15 protein-coding genes and 1 tRNA gene are annotated in these 15,353 nt (G+C 59.4%); 9 read left to right on the top strand and 7 right to left on the bottom strand.

Translation table 11 applies throughout. The features are described from left to right. Positions 1-242 precede the first annotated feature (242 nt). From yidC to rpmH, 3 genes are read right to left on the bottom strand one after another with little or no spacing between them, the layout of a single operon-like run. Positions 243-2,063: a membrane protein insertase YidC gene (gene yidC / locus FIU93_RS01935; protein WP_197923138.1), complete on the bottom strand. Its 1,821-nt coding sequence runs from the start codon at positions 2,061-2,063 to the stop codon at positions 243-245. Beyond that, entirely contained in the window at positions 2,060-2,470 is a 411-nt protein-coding gene (gene rnpA / locus FIU93_RS01930; protein WP_023002254.1) for a ribonuclease P protein component, read from the bottom strand. The genes yidC and rnpA overlap by 4 nt, the downstream gene beginning before the upstream one ends. 59 nt (positions 2,471-2,529) lie before the next feature. Beyond that, positions 2,530-2,664, bottom strand: a complete 135-nt coding sequence (rpmH, locus tag FIU93_RS01925) for a 50S ribosomal protein L34 (RefSeq protein WP_006934271.1) — start codon at positions 2,662-2,664, stop codon at positions 2,530-2,532. Positions 2,665-2,989: 325 nt separating this feature from the next. Between rpmH and FIU93_RS01920 the strand changes: the two genes are divergently transcribed. The 6 genes from FIU93_RS01920 to FIU93_RS01895 all read left to right on the top strand — a co-directional run bounded on the left by FIU93_RS01920 (position 2,990) and on the right by FIU93_RS01895 (position 8,791). Next, positions 2,990-3,811, top strand: coding sequence for a TVP38/TMEM64 family protein (locus FIU93_RS01920; RefSeq protein ID WP_023002253.1), 822 nt, complete (start codon positions 2,990-2,992; stop codon positions 3,809-3,811). A gap of 36 nt (positions 3,812-3,847) precedes the next feature. Next, positions 3,848-5,278, top strand: coding sequence for an FAD-dependent oxidoreductase (locus FIU93_RS01915; protein ID WP_152504693.1), 1,431 nt, complete (start codon positions 3,848-3,850; stop codon positions 5,276-5,278). Between the two features lie 82 nt (positions 5,279-5,360). Further along, positions 5,361-6,833, top strand: coding sequence for a HAMP domain-containing sensor histidine kinase (locus FIU93_RS01910; protein ID WP_023002251.1), 1,473 nt, complete (start codon positions 5,361-5,363; stop codon positions 6,831-6,833). 215 nt (positions 6,834-7,048) lie between these two features. Beyond that, a tRNA-Arg gene (locus FIU93_RS01905) sits at positions 7,049-7,125 on the top strand. A 768-nt stretch (positions 7,126-7,893) separates the two neighbouring features. Beyond that, the gene (locus FIU93_RS01900) at positions 7,894-8,202 is read left to right on the top strand and encodes a hypothetical protein (RefSeq protein WP_152504692.1); all 309 of its coding nucleotides are present in this window, start codon (positions 7,894-7,896) and stop codon (positions 8,200-8,202) included. A gap of 85 nt (positions 8,203-8,287) precedes the next feature. Then, positions 8,288-8,791: a GNAT family N-acetyltransferase gene (locus FIU93_RS01895; RefSeq protein WP_152504691.1), complete on the top strand. Its 504-nt coding sequence runs from the start codon at positions 8,288-8,290 to the stop codon at positions 8,789-8,791. Positions 8,792-8,941: 150 nt separating this feature from the next. Here FIU93_RS01895 and FIU93_RS01890 read toward each other — a convergent pair whose 3' ends face one another. Next, positions 8,942-9,193 carry a hypothetical protein gene (locus tag FIU93_RS01890; RefSeq protein ID WP_152504690.1) on the bottom strand — a complete coding sequence of 84 codons (252 nt, stop codon included), beginning with the start codon at positions 9,191-9,193 and terminating at the stop codon, positions 8,942-8,944. Between the two features lie 127 nt (positions 9,194-9,320). Further along, complete coding sequence (locus FIU93_RS01885; RefSeq protein ID WP_023002246.1) at positions 9,321-9,530, bottom strand: cold-shock protein; 210 nt, start codon at positions 9,528-9,530, stop codon at positions 9,321-9,323. A gap of 449 nt (positions 9,531-9,979) precedes the next feature. Between FIU93_RS01885 and FIU93_RS01880 the strand changes: the two genes are divergently transcribed. Beyond that, complete coding sequence (locus tag FIU93_RS01880; RefSeq protein WP_152504689.1) at positions 9,980-11,551, top strand: alpha/beta hydrolase; 1,572 nt, start codon at positions 9,980-9,982, stop codon at positions 11,549-11,551. 101 nt (positions 11,552-11,652) lie between these two features. Here FIU93_RS01880 and FIU93_RS31855 read toward each other — a convergent pair whose 3' ends face one another. Together FIU93_RS31855 and FIU93_RS01870 are read right to left on the bottom strand one after the other, a co-directional pair. Continuing rightward, positions 11,653-11,919: a BA14K family protein gene (locus FIU93_RS31855; protein ID WP_023002244.1), complete on the bottom strand. Its 267-nt coding sequence runs from the start codon at positions 11,917-11,919 to the stop codon at positions 11,653-11,655. 165 nt (positions 11,920-12,084) lie between these two features. Then, positions 12,085-12,786 carry a Crp/Fnr family transcriptional regulator gene (locus tag FIU93_RS01870; RefSeq protein WP_023002243.1) on the bottom strand — a complete coding sequence of 234 codons (702 nt, stop codon included), beginning with the start codon at positions 12,784-12,786 and terminating at the stop codon, positions 12,085-12,087. 145 nt (positions 12,787-12,931) lie between these two features. On the opposite strand from FIU93_RS01870, the gene FIU93_RS01865 reads away from it, so the two are divergent. Both FIU93_RS01865 and FIU93_RS01860 read left to right on the top strand, forming a co-directional pair. Then, on the top strand, positions 12,932-13,429 hold the full coding sequence (locus FIU93_RS01865; RefSeq protein WP_055657536.1) for a FecR family protein: 498 nt from the start codon (positions 12,932-12,934) through the stop codon (positions 13,427-13,429). After that, positions 13,426-15,297 carry an adenylate/guanylate cyclase domain-containing protein gene (locus tag FIU93_RS01860; protein WP_152504688.1) on the top strand — a complete coding sequence of 624 codons (1,872 nt, stop codon included), beginning with the start codon at positions 13,426-13,428 and terminating at the stop codon, positions 15,295-15,297. The genes FIU93_RS01865 and FIU93_RS01860 overlap by 4 nt, the downstream gene beginning before the upstream one ends. Positions 15,298-15,353 lie beyond the last annotated feature (56 nt).

The raw sequence follows: 15,353 nt of genomic DNA, 5'->3' as shown, positions 1-15,353 counted from the left end.
ACTGCGCTCGCATGGGCCTTGAAGTGGTCAACGCTGGGTCTTGTCGAGAAATGGCGAACTCTTGCCGGTCATTTCCATACCGAACATTCACTCGACAGGCGGAGCGGGACAAAGTCGGCAATGTCCTGCCGACGGAAGCCAGGGGGCGTCATAAGAACATCAAAAGGTTCGATGACCGGCCTCTCAATGAATAAGCCCCACCGGTTGGCGGGGCTTATTGTTTTCAGGCAACTGCCAGAGGACTAACTCTTGTCGTCGGGAGCTGGCTTCTTGCGTTTGAAGAGCGCCCCCAGATTGTCCCAGAGCTCCACCTTGGCTCCCTGACGGCGCATGATCACATACTGCTGCGTCACGGACAGGGTGTTGTTCCATGCCCAGTAGATCACCAGACCGGCCGGGAAAGAGGCCAGCATGAAGGTGAAGATCACGGGCATCCAGGTGAAGATCATCTGCTGGGTCGGATCGGGCGGAGCCGGGTTCATCTTCATCTGGATGAACATGGTGATCCCCATGATCAGCGGCCAGACGCCCAGCATCAGCATCTGCGGCGGATCCCAGGGGATCAGGCCGAACAGGTTGAAGATGGTGGTCGGGTCCGGTGCCGAAAGATCCTGGATCCAGCCGAAGAACGGTGCGTGGCGCATTTCGATGGTGACGTACAGCACTTTGTAGAGTGCGAAGAACACCGGGATCTGCACCAGGATCGGCAGACAGCCGGCCAGGGGGTTGATCTTCTCTTTCTTGTAGAGCTCCATCAACGCCTGTTGCTGCTTCTGCCGGTCGTCGGAATATTTCTCCCGAATTTCCGTCATTTGCGGCTGCACGAGCTTCATCTTGCTCATGGAGACGTAGGACTTGTTGGCCAGCGGGAAGAAGATCAGCTTGACGATAACGGTGACGACCAGGATGGCGACACCGAAGTTGCCGAACAGGTGGAAGAACCAGTCGATCGCGAAGAACATCGGTTTGGTGAGGAAGTAGAACCAGCCCCAGTCGATGAGAAGTTCGAACCGTTCGATGCCGAGCGCTTCCTCGTAACCGTCGAGAACCTTGGTTTCCTTGGCGCCGGCAAACAGATACGAGCTGCTTTCGCCGGTCGAACCGCCTGCAATGGTCACACCGTTGCCGAGATAGTCGGCCTGGAAGACGTCGGTGGTGGCGGAGTGGCTGAAGCCCGGCTGGAATTCCTGACCCGGGGTCGGGATGAGCGTCGCGGCCCAGTACTTGTCGGTGATGCCGAGCCAGCCCTGGTCGACCTTGGCCGGCCGGATGGAGCTTTCTTCCATCAGATCGTCGTAATCGACTTCCTTGAGGCCTTCCGCGCCGAAGACGCCGAGCAGACCTTCATGGAGAATGTAGATACCCTTGGTTTCCGGCATGCCCTTTCGAGCGATCAGGCCGTAGGGATAGAGCGTTACCGCGTCGGCGCCAGTGTTTTCGACCGCCTGATTGACGGTGAACATGTAGTTGTCGTCGACAGAGAAGGTGCGCTTGAAAGTGAGGCCCGCACCATTGTCCCAGGACAGTGTCACGGGTGTCGACGGGGTCAGTGTCGTCTCGCCGTCGATGGACCAGATGGTATCCGGGCCGGGCAGCGCGATGTTCGAACCCGGATCGCCGACCCAGCCGTAATCAGCGTAGTAGGGCTTGGGGCTGCCGGACGGTGAGAACAGCACGATGGTCGGGCTGCTCTTGTCGACGGTCTCGTGATAGTCCTTCAGCCGGATATCGTCGAGGCGGCCGCCTTTCAGATTGAGCGACCCTTCAAGGCTGGGCGTATCGATGGTCACGCGCTGGGAAGCGGCAAGCGCAGTATCCCGGTTGGCAAAGGCGGCCTGTTGCCCGGCCGCCGGTGCCGCGGTGTTGGCGCCCTGCGAACCGGTTGGTTGCGGTGCATCCGGGTTTGTTGTGCCGGTCGCGGCCTTTTGAGCGGCCTCCTGCTGGGCCTGAAGTTCGGCCTGCTGGCGTTCCAACTGAGGCGCGGCAACGAAATATTGCCAGCCGAGCAGAACAATCAGGGACAGAACGATCGCGAGAATCGTGTTGCGGTTTTCAGAAATCAACTGGATTTACCCCTGTTTCCTGCGCTGTTTCGATTGGGCTGCGAGCCCTGCCGGCGCGGTTTTCCCCGTCCGCGCGGCGTTTGCGGATCCAGCACCTGGCTCAGGCCAGACTTAAGGTCTGCAACGATTTTTTCAAAGGGAAGAGTGAGTGCGCTGTCGCGAGCGACAAGCACGAAATCCGCCTTTTGCGGGATATCTTCGGGCGCAAGTTCGGCCACGGCGGCTCGAAGCCTCCGCTTTATGCGGCTGCGCATAACCGAATTGCCGGTTTTCTTGGTAACCGTGTAGCCAACCCGCGACGCGTCGTCGCTGTCGCGGTTCAAGCCCTGAACGACAAAAGCGCGCCGGCCCAGCCGGCCGCCTTTGGCGACCGCCAGGAATTCGGAGCGCTTTTTCAAAGTGTCCATAGCGGCGGATTGGTGTTGGCAGTCGCCGCCAACCCGGCGCACTGCGGGCTGGTCGCCGATTAGGCGCTGAGGCTCTTGCGACCCTTCGCGCGGCGACGAGCAAGCACCTGACGGCCATTCTTGGTGGCCATACGTGCGCGGAAGCCGTGGCGACGCTTGCGGACAAGACGGCTCGGTTGATACGTACGCTTCATTGTTCTTCCCCGCGCGGCTAAGAGCGCGGCCCTTGTTCATTTTTTAAATTCTTTGGAGGAAGCACCCGAAGCGCCATGAAGAGCGCGGCTTTTCCAGCCTTGGGTCCGAATGCATGTCCCGGTCGAGCGCGCTTATAAGGGCCATGCCGCCTCAAGTCAACTTTGCACGCCTAAGATTCTGCGTTTTCCTTTCGATCACGCACAGGTGAACCTGAAACGGGCAAGCGTCACTTATCAGTGAAGCACAGTTCTTTTTACGAGGTTTAAGGTACATCTGCCTATCAGAACAAAAAAGCAGGGCGCCCCTGCGACAAGAAGCGAGCTGATGGAAGAGTGGATGCTGGGTGACGAGGCCAACAGGATGACGCCGCCGAAGGACACGGGGCAGACCGGCGGAAAGACGCAGGAACGCACGGCAGCCGAAAGGCTCAGAAAGTGGCTTCCACTGGCGGTTCTCGCAGGACTGATGGTGCTCGGATTCGCGCTTGGCCTGCACAAGCAGCTGACCTTGTCGAACCTCATCATGCAGCGGCAGGACCTTGCCGGTTATGTCGAGCAGAACCTGGTGCTCGCCATTCTCGCCTATGTGGCCATCTATACCGTGGCGGTCGCTCTGTCGTTTCCCGGGGCATCCTTGCTGACCATCGCGGGCGGTTTTCTGTTTGGCTGGGTAATTGGCGGTGTCGCAACGGTTCTGGGCGCGACGATCGGCGCCTGCGCCGTCTTTCTTGTCGCAAGATCCTCCTTCGGTGAGGTGCTCACCAATCGGGCCGGCCCCTTCCTTGCCCGTCTGGCCGAAGGGTTTCGCAAGGATGCGTTTCACTACCTCCTGTTTCTGCGGCTGACGCCGGTATTCCCTTTCTGGCTGGTCAACATCGCCCCGGCAATCTTCAAGATGCCGTTGCCCTCCTACACGCTTGCAACGTTTGTCGGCATCATTCCGGGCACCTTTGCCTTCACCTTCATCGGTTCCGGCCTCGACAGTGTCATCGCGGCACAGGAAGCCGCCAACCCCGGCTGCGCGGCGTCCGGAACCTGCCAGATCGACGTTGCTGCCCTGGTAACACCACAGCTGCTGGCAGCGTTTTTTGCGCTCGGAATCGCCAGCCTCATTCCGGTGATCTTGAAAAAAGTCCGCAATCGTTAAACTTTCCGCCAGTTTCCTGCCGAATCGGAGCCCGTCATGGCCAATTTGCTGACCCCGGACATTTGCGTGATTGGCGCCGGCTCCGCCGGCCTGTCCGTTGCCGCGGCCGCGGCGGCCTTTGGCGTCGAGGTGGTGCTGATCGAAAAGGGGCTTATGGGCGGCGATTGCCTCAACTACGGCTGTGTGCCCTCCAAGGCGCTTCTGGCTGCCGCCAAGGCCGCGCATACGCAGGAAGCTGCGAGCCGGTTCGGAGTGCATGGCGACAAGCCGAAAGTCGATTTTGCCGAAGCGAACGATCATGTCCGCAAGGTCATCGCCGCCATCGAGCCACATGATTCCCAGGAACGCTTCGAAGGCCTCGGCGTCACCGTCCTGCGCGAGACGGCAAAGTTCACCGGACCCGATGAGGTGTTGGCCGGTGCAGTCCGTATCAAGGCCCGGCGTTTTGTCATCGCAACGGGGTCCTCCGCTTTCGTTCCGCCTATTCCGGGCCTCGAGGACGTTCCCTATCTGACCAACGAAACCCTGTTCCAGCTACGCGATCGACCGGAGCATCTGGCGATTATCGGCGGCGGACCAATCGGTCTTGAAATGGCGCAGGCCCACCGGCGTCTCGGTTCGAAAGTCACCGTGTTCGAAGCCCAGAAGGCTCTTGGCAAGGACGATCCGGAACTGGCGGCTTTGGTGCTGGATACCCTGCGTGCCGAAGGCATAGACATTCTGGAACAGACGGCGGTCGAAAAGGTCGGGCGATCCGGTGCGGGGCTTGTGATCAGTGCGAAGGGGGCGAACGGAAAGCCGGTCACGGTGGAGGCCTCTCATCTACTGGTGGCGACCGGCCGTGCGCCCAACGTCGACGGGCTCGACCTGAAAGAAGCCGGCATCGATCATGACCGCAAAGGCATTGCGGTCGACAAGGGTTTGCGAACGAGCAACCGGCGCGTCTATGCCATTGGCGACGTTGCCGGCGGTCTGCAGTTTACGCATGTCGCCGGCTATCAGGCAGGTCTTGCGATTCGCTCCATCCTGTTCCGGCTGCCGGTCTCCATGACCAGCGACATTGTGCCCTGGGTTACCTACACATCGCCGGAACTTGGTCATGTCGGCCTGAGCGAAGCCGAGGCCCGCTCGCGCTATGGCCACAAGGTCAAGGTGCTGACGGCGGACTATTCCGGCAATGACAGGGCGCAGGCAGAAGGCCTCACGAAGGGCCGCCTGAAGCTGATTGCCGGGCCGCGCGGCAGGCTGCTTGGCGCGGATATCGCGGGTGCCCAGGCCGGGGAGGTCATCAATCTTCTGTCGCTCGCCCTGTCGAAGAAGATGACCATGAAGGACCTTGCCGGGTTCATCGCGCCCTATCCGACACTGGGTGAACTCGTGCGTCGTGCGGCAATTTCTTACTATGCGGAAGCGCCCAAAAATGCTTGGCTGCGCAAAGTGATCGGTTTCCTGCGTCTGTTCGGGTGACCGCTGGTGCCGTCTGTTTTAGAGAAGCTGTGGTACCATCGCTGATGCGGGGCCGGGGCCTTGGGATTTGGAAAGACGTGACATGAAACATGAGGGCGCGCCGCAAGGATCGGCTGTCCCGCAAGAACCCGCCGCCACGCCCGCTTCTCCCGGCGATGGCTTCGGGCATTATCGATTTGGCGGCCTGTCTGGCAAACTGCTGTTGATGACGGTGCTTTTCGTGATGCTCGCGGAAATCCTCATCTATGTGCCCTCGATCGCCAACTTTCGAAACACCTGGCTTACCGACCGGCTGACCACGGCAGGTGTCGCGGCTTCTGTGCTTGCGGAAACCAACACCATCGCCCCGCGTCTTCAGGAAGAATTGCTGCGCACGACTGGTGCGCTCGCGATTTCCCTCGACGAAGGCTCGCGGCGCAGCCTGATCGCCATGAGCAATGTGCCTGGCGAGATGGATTTCGTTGTCGACATGGCCGAAGTCACCCCCTGGTCGGCCATCCTGCACAGTTTCGAGATCCTCACCTATCGCGGCGACGGCGCCATGCGCATCATCGGTGTCGGCCAGATGGGCCATACCGAGCATGTCGATGTCGTCCTGCCCGTACGCCTTCTGCAACAGGACATGCTGGCCTTCTCCGGTCGCATTCTTGCACTGTCGCTGGTGATCTCGATCATCACCGCCAGCCTTGTCTACATCACCCTCAGGGCATTGTTCATCCGGCCGCTGCGCCGCCTGACCCGCTCCATGGAGCGGTTTGCCGAAAGCCCGGAAGATACCTCGCGTATCATGTCGATTTCCGGCCGCCGCGACGAGCTCGGCGACGCCGAAATCCGTCTGGCAGGCATGGAGGAGGCTCTATCAAGGGCGCTTCATCAAAAGCAGAGGCTTGCTGACCTCGGTCTGGCCGTTTCCAAGATCAATCACGACCTCCGCAACCTGCTGGCCTCTGCACAGCTGTTTCTGGAGCGCCTGGAGCATGTGCCGGACCCGACGGTCAAGCGCCTTGCCCCCAAGATCCTGGCAACGCTCGACAGGGCGGTTGGTTACACGCAGGCGGTGATGTCCTACGGCAAGGCCCAGGAACGGGCACCACAACGCCGTCTGTTGGCGCTGAAGCGTGTCGGTGACGACGTGGCGGACGTGCTGGGTCTCGTGGATCATGCCACGGTGCGTTTCGACAATAAGGTCCCGGTGGAAATCGAGATCGACGCCGATCCGGAACAGATCTTCCGTGTGATGCTCAATCTCGTCCGCAATGCCTTTCAGGCACTGGAGGCGGAAAAGGACGAAACGCTGGTCCGCCGGATCACCATCGAGGCCGAGCGTGAGGGCACTTGCGTCCGCGTCCGGGTTTCCGACACGGGGCCGGGCATTCCGGAGAATATCCGCAAGGCACTGTTCAGGGCTTTCCACAGCGGCTCAAAAAACGGCGGCGTCGGTCTCGGGCTGGCGATTGTCGCCGAATTGCTCAAGGCGCATGGCGGATCGGTGCGGCTGGAAGACAACCGGACCGGCACGTGTTTCTGTTTCGAGGTTCCCGACCGCAAGCCATGAGCGGGAAGGGCGATCTTATTCACCGCTAAGTCTCGAGGAGTTCTGCGGCTTTCCGAACTGTGTGACAGTTCTTTGAAAAAAAGTTCAAAAAGGTTCTTGCAATCCCCATCGGACCGCAGTAGGTAAGCGCCCTGTCCGGGGCACACGACACGCCCCGCATCGCCAAGACCGGTCATCGGCAGGTTCAACCGAGATGACAAGATCTTCGCAAATACGCACCGGTAGCTCAGCTGGATAGAGCACCAGACTACGAATCTGGGGGTCGGGGGTTCGAATCCTCCCCGGTGCGCCACTTTTCCTGCACCATCAGTATTTGATCCGTTTGCACCTGTGTGCATTGCGCTGAAGCGTTGTCGGCCTGTCCGGACAGTTTCTAAGAAGCAACTTCAGCATTTGCCGTTTCCGCAATAGCTACATTCTTGCTTTGGATTCCTGCTTTCCATGCGATGGACCGGACAGGTTATCGGGGGCGCCAATCTCGTTTGAAGGCCAGGTTGTCAGCGGGTGATTTGCCGAATCCCAACGTGCCTGATCCGGGAAATCGGATCTTGTTTCCGAAGACACATGCCGCATGTTCTCTTGGGCAGGTGATTACGGTCGCCCGGCTTGGATCTTCCCTATAAGAAGGGGGCGTTTCGGGTCATTCCAAAAGAATTGGAAGAAATAAAATCTCAAAATATTTTGATGTTTGATTATTATTGTAAAATGTGTATGCTGAAAATTAGAAAAATAAGCGCGAAACAAAATAAAAATTAATCTTACCGCCTGTTTTGTCATGAAAATTCAAAGTACATAAGAGTATTTTTTCCTTGTCAGGGTGCTGCTTAAGCCTGCGCCCTCCCTGGATAAGTGTGCCCGCGAAACCGGTCATGACACGTTCGGCGGCGCAGAGGTTTACCGCTTTCCGTCATGCATTTTGCCTCGTTGGATCAAGAGCAGTTCACGGAAGCGGCCACCGTATGCCGGTTGAACAGGCCGATACACGTATCTGTCGATAGCATAGCGTCACTTGGCGGATCTCAGCCGGCGAATTCTTCAAATCAAAGGATACCCAGTTATCATGACCAGGAAAACGGTCACAAATACCAGCCAGGGCAGAGCCTCGGGCGGCTCTTCGGACCACAGTTTCAGGATAGGTCAGGCCGTACGTCTGAAAAATGTATTCGGCGGCAAGAGCACGTCAGGTCTGACGTACCGCGTGACAGGCAGGTTGCCTGCTCGCGATGGCATGCCGCAGTATCGCATACAGTCCGATGGGGAAGCGTACGAGCGCATGACCACGCAGGATCAACTTGAAGCGGTTGGCGAAGCTGCTTCTGGTTCCAACTCGACGCTGCTTGAAAAAACATTCGGTTCAAGCCACCGTTAGGTTGCTGGAGAACCTGTTCCGCCCGTCAGTGAGAAGAGGTGTTCCTCATCTGTGATTGCCTGATGAACCAGGAACAGGAAACGTGGTGGAACTGGTCGAATTTGCGTCTGATGGCGATCTATCAGACGGCCTGCCCAGATCCCGTCTCAGGGCTTTTCTTGTAACGTGCTGGCGCGAAACCTACCAGGAGCAATTGGGTAGCGACACTGCCACTGCGATGGTCGAATCCCTTGCGGGAGACGATCTGGGTGGCATTCTGCCTGCGACGGATGAGCGGGTGATCCTCGCGTTTCATGACGATCGGATCGTCGGAAGCTGCGTCTACGCAGCTCGCGGGGAAACTGTCTATGTCTGGGGCTGTTACATCAGCCAGGCGTTCCAGAGATCGGGGACCGGACGCAGATTGATCCAGCATGTTCAGCGTCAAGGTTCGAGCGCAAGGCGGCTTCAGGTCACGGTGCTATGCGCCAGCGCGGGTGCAGTCGCCTTTTACGGATCTTTGGGATTTGCAGTTGTGGAACGCGTAGAATACGAGCTCTTTCCTGGTTGCAGGGAGCCGGCGCAGGTCATGGAACTGGCGACTGCCTGACGGTGTGCCATGGTTCCGAAGCTTTGGCCGGAGAAGCAGAAGCGATCGCCGAACGGCAATTAGGGGCGGTCCATATTGAATGCCCGTTTCACTCGCCTTGCCGACAGTGCCCGCAAGAAGCCCTGGGAAAAAGAGAAATGAAACCTGGCGTCAGGCCTTGGGCAAAATGCGTTTGCGGGGTTTTGCCGGGGCTGACTTGCCTTTGGCGGTATTCGTGGCGGCGGCTGCCTGCTTGTCCTGGTTCGCCAGTCTTGCAGCTTTCAGCCGGGCCGTCTTGGCATCGCGGGCAGATGTCTCGGCCTCATTGATTTCACGCGCGACCCGACGGGTTGTTTCCGCCTTGCTTTCCGCAGTTTCCCGTCGTGTGCGAAGCGGGCTTTCATTATCCTTGGACGAAGTCATCTGCACGTCTCCAACCGTTCACTGGTGGTAATTGCAAAAAAGGCCGGGAGTTACCCCGGCCTTTTCCATTCATCCTGCTGCCCGGTGCCAGTACATCCGTGGTCACCGAACAGAGTTGGATGCAGAATTAGACTTCCTGAAGGTTGTCAGCAGCGGACTTGCCGGAACGGCGGTCCTGCACAACTTCAAAGCTGACCTTCTGGCCTTCGACCAGGCTGCGCATGCCTGCGCGCTCTACAGCGGAGATGTGCACGAACACGTCGGCAGCGCCATCTTCCGGCTGAATGAAGCCAAAGCCTTTGGTGGTGTTGAAGAATTTTACGGTACCTACTGGCATAACGATTTCCTTTCAATCGGTCATGGTAGTTTGCGCGCCTCACGGTATGCGGGGCGGCGCGGTTAGGTCGACGTTGATGGGAAGATCGTTCAGAACACGGAAAACCGCGCAGTCACAAAGTTCGACAAACAATATCGATGCCCGTTACCTAAGTTGAAACCGTGTCCAAAACAAGGCGCATTTCCTGTTTCTTTGAAAAGAATTTTTGCGGCGATGAAACTTAGCAATAATAATTCGTTTTGATCCGATTTCAGGATCGTTTTGGCCGATGGTCGGGCATCTCGGCTGGGTGCACCCCGTGGGGTAATAACAGAATTCCGGTTAATGGTCATGGCGTCTGGCAATGGGCGAAGGCGCAGGCGGTAATTCTGACAGGTTCGTTTTACCAGCCTTCTTTTAGGTGCTACAAAGACGCGAAGTGTTTTTCCAAAGTGAGTTCAGAGACATACATGTCCCAGGCGCTGGAAATTTCGCTCCTTGGGGAACTGCGCGTCAGGGCCATGGGGCAGGAAATTGTTCTGCCGGCCTCCAAGAAGGCACGGGCGCTTCTGGCGTTTCTGGTTGCGACGGGGCGGCCGCATCGGCGTGAGCGGTTGTGTGAGCTGTTCTGGGACCTTCCGGACGATCCGAAAGCGGCGCTGCGCTGGGCACTCAGCAAGCTGCGGCGGGCGGTCGATACGCCGGACCGGTTGCGCATCATCGCCGACCGCGAACGCGTCCAGTTCGATGCTGAAGGCATCGGTATCGACATTCTCGATATTCACGCAAGGCTTCGGAACCAGGCAGGGATGCTTGGTGTCATCGAGCTTGAGGACATGGCCACGCGGCTCGGGAACATGTTGCTGGACGGCCTGGACGGTGCCGGGGACGAGGCTTTCGATGCCTGGCTGACGGCTGAACGTGAAGACGTCCATCTGGCACAGGTGGAAGTTTACAGGCGTCTGGCGACTCACAGGGATATTGGCCCGGCTGCCAGTCGGAAGTGGCAGCGACTGTGGCTGGAAGCCGACCCGGAAGGCGCAGAGACGCACCAGCGGATGCGAAGTGATCCGTCACCGGCAGGCCTTCAGCGGGGCACATCATCCCCAGGTCTTTTGTCTGACCACGTCGTGCTTGCCGAGACGAGTTCGGCCGACCCGGCAGACAGGGTTCGCAAGGCCCGTGCCCATGCGCTCAGGGCGCAGAATATCGGATTTTGCGACGTGGCAGACGGCACCAGGATCGCCTATGCCAGCATCGGGTCCGGCCCACCTATTCTGAAGGCGGCCAATTGGCTGAACCACCTGGAGTTCGACTGGTCGAGCCCGATCTGGGGCAGAAGCTTTGCAGAGCTCTCCCGCGGCCGCACGTTGATCCGCTACGACGAGAGAGGCTGCGGTCTGTCAGATTGGGACGTGGACGATCTCGGGTTCGACGCCTTTGTCGAGGATCTTGAGGTCGTTGCCGATACCCTGGGGCTGGAGCGGTTTCCGCTGGTGGGTATTTCTCAGGGCTGTGCCGTGTCGGTTGAATACGCCGTGCGTCATCCCGAGCGCGTTTCCGGACTGATCCTGATCAGTGGGTACGCTGCCGGCTGGCGATATCTCGCCTCACCGGAAGAACAGGCCCGGCGCGAAGCGGTGATCACGCTGACGGAACTTGGCTGGGGAACGGATAATCCGGCCTACCGGCATATTTTCACGCAAACCTTCATGCCGGATGCCAGCGCGGAAACCCTGGACTGGTTCGATGATTTTCAGCGTCAGACAACCTCGCCGAAAAACGCGGCGCGGTTTCAGGAAGCCTTCGGCCGTATCGATGTCCGCCACCGTCTTGGTCAGGTAAAGGCGCCGACAATCGTTTTGCACTCCAGATACGATCAGCGCATTCCGCTGGAACTCGGCCAGGCTGTTGCGGCAGGCATCCCGGGCGCGCAATTCGTGGCGCTGGAAAGCCGAAATCACATTCTGGTCGATCAGGAACCTGCCTGGCAGGTGTGCCTTGGTGCCATCCATCGCTTTCTTGAAGAGAACGGCATCTGATTTTGGCTCTTGTCGGAAGCGCATTCCGGCGGGGCAGAACCGGGATATGATCTCCGTGCTCTGCCCGCTTTGCCGGCAAATGTCTCCCGTCAGGCGAATGGTCAGCGGCTAATGAACGGAGAGGAGCACTGCAGGCGCGAGCCTTGCCCGGACTGGAACGTGTTGTCGGAAACACGATAGGAGTTGTAGCGGCCAAAGCACCAGTCGATATGCCGTGTCACAACCGCATCACGAGCGCCAAAAGCCCATTGGTGCTGATAGCCCTTGTGGTTGCTTTTTCCATAGCCCCCGGCAAAGGCGGCAGGGGCGAAGGTCGTGGTTGCCAGGGCTGCGGCGGCAACGGCGGTGAAGATGGTTTTCCTGAACATCTGGATCTTCCTTTGGCTTGGTGAAGGCGAAATGGTGTTCGCCTGTCCCTCTTACCTAGGAGAGATCATTCGCCGGGGCCTGTGACGCGCGACACTGCCCCGACATCGGCTGTCTGATGACAGCCAGCGCGTCCCGAGTTCTGGCCAAAACGGCTCTCGTGTTCCTCACACGAAGTCCGCGACGTCCTCCAGGCCTTCCCGGTTCCGGATGATCAGCCAGCCTTCCTTGAGGTCGATCAGGTCTGCTTTCTGGAACTTGCGCAGGCACCGGTTCACTGTCTCTCGCGTATTGCCGATCATCTCTGCGATTTCCGACTGGGAGAGCGACAGTTTGGTCAGTGGCTTCTCTTCAGTGCCGGGAGCGGTCACGGTGATGCGGAGCAGCAGGCGGGCGAGACGTTCCGGCAGACCGAGAAAACCGATTTCCATCATCCGTTCGTCCGACCGGCGAACGCGCTGGCAAAGCAGTTCGATCAGCCGGATGGAAAGAGCCGGATCGCGATTGAGCACTTCAAGCAGAGACCTCCGTTCGACCACGACCAGCTTGCAGTTGGTCAAGGCGCGCACGTTTGCTGACCTCTCGCCGCCATCGAGCAGGGCAATTTCGCCGAAGATGTCGCCGGGATGCAGTTCCGACAAGGTGACATCGCGGGCGCTGGGCGTCGGCATACTGACGCGCACCGAGCCTTCCGCGATTGCCATCATGCTTTGCCCCGGCGTTCCCATGTCGAAAATGATATCGCCTGCGGTGTAGCGTTTGACATGTGCGAAAGCGGCCAGATCCTTGCGGCTCTCGTCATCCAGCGCTTCGAAAATAAAGCTCTGTCCCAGGAGCTTTTCCTTATTCAAACTCTCTTCGGTAGCCATATTCTCTCTTTCTCGTGTGATGCGAGCACCAGTACAACGGTGGTTACAACGGTTGTTGTGTCATACCATGGTGGTATCTCACGGCGATGCCTTACCTAAAATTGACAAGCCTATCGGGATTGCAATGTCAACAAGACGATTGAAATTGGCCGGAACCCTGATCGGGTTGATGCTCGCAGCTTCCTCCACGGCCATGGCGCAAAATGTGAACGGCTGCGAACGCACACAGGTCCAGGATCCACCCAGGACTGTGTTTCAGTGCGCGAACGGTCTCGTGATCGAAGCAGAAGCAGCCAGTGCTTTCAACATCGACACCGCCGCAGGCGCCACGCGCCCGGAAGACGTCGATCTCGAAACCGATGCGATGCTGATCGAGGTCGAGCCGGGCAGTGGCCCGTTCCAGGTGCGAACCCCTCACGCCATTGCCGCCGTTCGCGGCACGATCTATGCGGTCGATGTCGGACCGGAGCGCACGTCTGTCTTCGTTTTGCGCGGTCACGTGTCGGTGTCCCGGCCGGACGGTAGCGATACGGTGCTCCTCGCAGCCGGTGAAGGAGCGGACGTCGCCCCGGGTCTTCCCTTCGCACCGGCCACATGGTCAGCGGAAAGGGCCGCAGGGCTTATGTCCCGTTTCGGTCAATGAAACTGAAACTCTACGTCTGTCTCGTGGTCCTGGCGATGATCTTCGGGGCCGTCTGGGCAGGCACCCTGGCGTTGGGCCATGTTGCCGGACGGGCAAGCGTGCTTGACCGGCTGGAAACGGTGCTTCTCGATCTTCGTATCCATATCAAGGGACCGCGCGAAGCGCCGCAGGATGTGGTGATCGTGGCCATTGACGATCAGACGGTGGCCGCAGCCGGTCACTATCCGGTCGACAGGGTGTTTCTGACCGAGCTGGTTGACCGGATCCGGGACGCAGGCGCCAAGGCCCTGGCCATCGATATTCTGCTGATGGGAAAATCGAACGAGGCAGCAGACACCGGCCTTGCGACGGCGCTTGCTTCTCTGCCTACGGTGATTGCGGCCGGTGGCCAGTTCCCGCTTGAAAGGGCTGCGGCGGTACTGGTGCCGGCTCCCGAAACCGAGTTGCGCCCGTTTGAAGCCTTCGCGGAAGCAGCCAGCGTCGGCCTCGTCAATGTCTCGACCGATGCCGGCGGCACACCGCGCCATATCCCTCTCATTTTCAAGACCGACCAGGGACTGGCTCCCTCGTTTGGCATGCTGGCTGTTGCCGGGTTCCTGGGTGCACCTCCATCGGTGACCGCAGAAGGTATCCGGATTTCCGGGCGAGTGCAGTCGTTGGATCTGCAGTGGCAGCAACCGCTGAACTATTATGGCAAGGGCGGCACCATCAGAACCGTCAGCGCGCAATCGCTTCTTCAGGACGCCGCAGCCGCCAAGGCAGCTCTTGGCGGTCGTCTGGTGCTTCTTGGTGTCACCGCTTCGGCTGTCGGCGACCGGTTTTCGTCTCCGTTCGACCCTATCCTGCCTGGGGTGGAAGTCCTGTCGACGGGGATTGCCAACCTGCTGGACGGATCGGTTCTGCTACGCGACAGCCGGGTCCGCAGTTTCGATGCACTCGCTGCCGTTTCCATTACGCTACTGGGCATGGCCGTTGTGGTGTTTCTGCCGCTGGCCAGCGCAACCATCGTTTATCTGCTGCTTTTGCTGGGCTGGCTGACCGTCGTCGTCATCTGCTTCAACCAGGGCATCTGGCTCAACGCGGCATTGCCGATTGCGGCAAGCGTGCCGCCTGTTGTCTCGCTTGCTGTGCTGAGGGAAGGTTTCGAGTGGTTCCGGGTACGCCGGCTGGTGGCGGCCCGTGAGGCTCTCAGCCGGTTTCAGGCGCCGGATCTTGCCCGGCGTATTGCCGATGATCCCGGCTTTCTGCTGGTCCCGCGGGAGCAGCCGGTTGCGATCCTGTTCATTGATCTGGCCGGATACACCGCCCTTTCGGAAAAACTGGGTCCTGCGCGAACCCGGGATGTTCTGAAGGCCTTTCATACGCTGGTCGTCAATGAGGCCGCGCGCAACAAGGGGCTGGTACTGGATTTCATGGGAGACGGGGCGATGATCGGATTCGGCATTCCGGACGCCGGACCAAAGGATGCTGCTGACGCCTGTCGCTGTGCCTTTGATCTCGTCGTTGCCGTGCGTGGCTGGATCCTTGCCTCCGGGCTCGACGCCGAAATTCGCGACGTACGCCTTGGCGGCCATTTCGGACCGGTGGTGCTGTCGCGTCTGGGGCATGAGAACCAGCAGCAGATCGCGGCAACCGGCGACTGCGTGAATGTGGCCAGCAGGCTGATGGAAGTCGGCAAGTCACGTGGCGCTTCGATCGTCCTTTCCACCGCCCTGACGAAAGCCGCCGAGGCAGGTGGTGAGATGTTGGGAATGCCGCCACGCAGGGAAGCCGTCGCAATCAGGGGGCGCGTGCAGGAGCTCGAAGTTGCGCTCTGGACAGCGGACGAAGCCATGCCGGAGCGGCGCGCGCTTTCTGCGACAAATTGAATGTGCGGTAGGCGATCCCGGGTTGGCCGAAAAGCGGACGGGCGGAAGCTTTCTGC

It is taken from the genome of Labrenzia sp. THAF35 (assembly GCF_009363595.1).
GTDB lineage: Bacteria > Pseudomonadota > Alphaproteobacteria > Rhizobiales > Stappiaceae > Roseibium > Roseibium algicola.
This window is presented reverse-complemented; position numbering and strand designations above follow the sequence as displayed.

Bases quoted from the DNA above. Each gene is read 5' to 3' on its own strand.
- rnpA (WP_023002254.1), bottom strand. From the start codon at position 2,470: ATGGACACTTTGAAAAAGCGCTCCGAATTCCTGGCGGTCGCCAAAGGC.
- rpmH (WP_006934271.1), bottom strand. From the start codon at position 2,664: ATGAAGCGTACGTATCAACCGAGCCGTCTTGTCCGCAAGCGTCGCCAC.
- FIU93_RS01920 (WP_023002253.1), top strand. From the start codon at position 2,990: ATGGAAGAGTGGATGCTGGGTGACGAGGCCAACAGGATGACGCCGCCG.
- FIU93_RS01915 (WP_152504693.1), top strand. From the start codon at position 3,848: ATGGCCAATTTGCTGACCCCGGACATTTGCGTGATTGGCGCCGGCTCC.
- FIU93_RS01910 (WP_023002251.1), top strand. From the start codon at position 5,361: ATGAAACATGAGGGCGCGCCGCAAGGATCGGCTGTCCCGCAAGAACCC.
- FIU93_RS01900 (WP_152504692.1), top strand. From the start codon at position 7,894: ATGACCAGGAAAACGGTCACAAATACCAGCCAGGGCAGAGCCTCGGGC.
- FIU93_RS01890 (WP_152504690.1), bottom strand. From the start codon at position 9,193: ATGACTTCGTCCAAGGATAATGAAAGCCCGCTTCGCACACGACGGGAA.
- FIU93_RS01885 (WP_023002246.1), bottom strand. From the start codon at position 9,530: ATGCCAGTAGGTACCGTAAAATTCTTCAACACCACCAAAGGCTTTGGC.
- FIU93_RS01880 (WP_152504689.1), top strand. From the start codon at position 9,980: ATGTCCCAGGCGCTGGAAATTTCGCTCCTTGGGGAACTGCGCGTCAGG.
- FIU93_RS31855 (WP_023002244.1), bottom strand. From the start codon at position 11,919: ATGTTCAGGAAAACCATCTTCACCGCCGTTGCCGCCGCAGCCCTGGCA.
- FIU93_RS01870 (WP_023002243.1), bottom strand. From the start codon at position 12,786: ATGGCTACCGAAGAGAGTTTGAATAAGGAAAAGCTCCTGGGACAGAGC.
- FIU93_RS01860 (WP_152504688.1), top strand. From the start codon at position 13,426: ATGAAACTGAAACTCTACGTCTGTCTCGTGGTCCTGGCGATGATCTTC.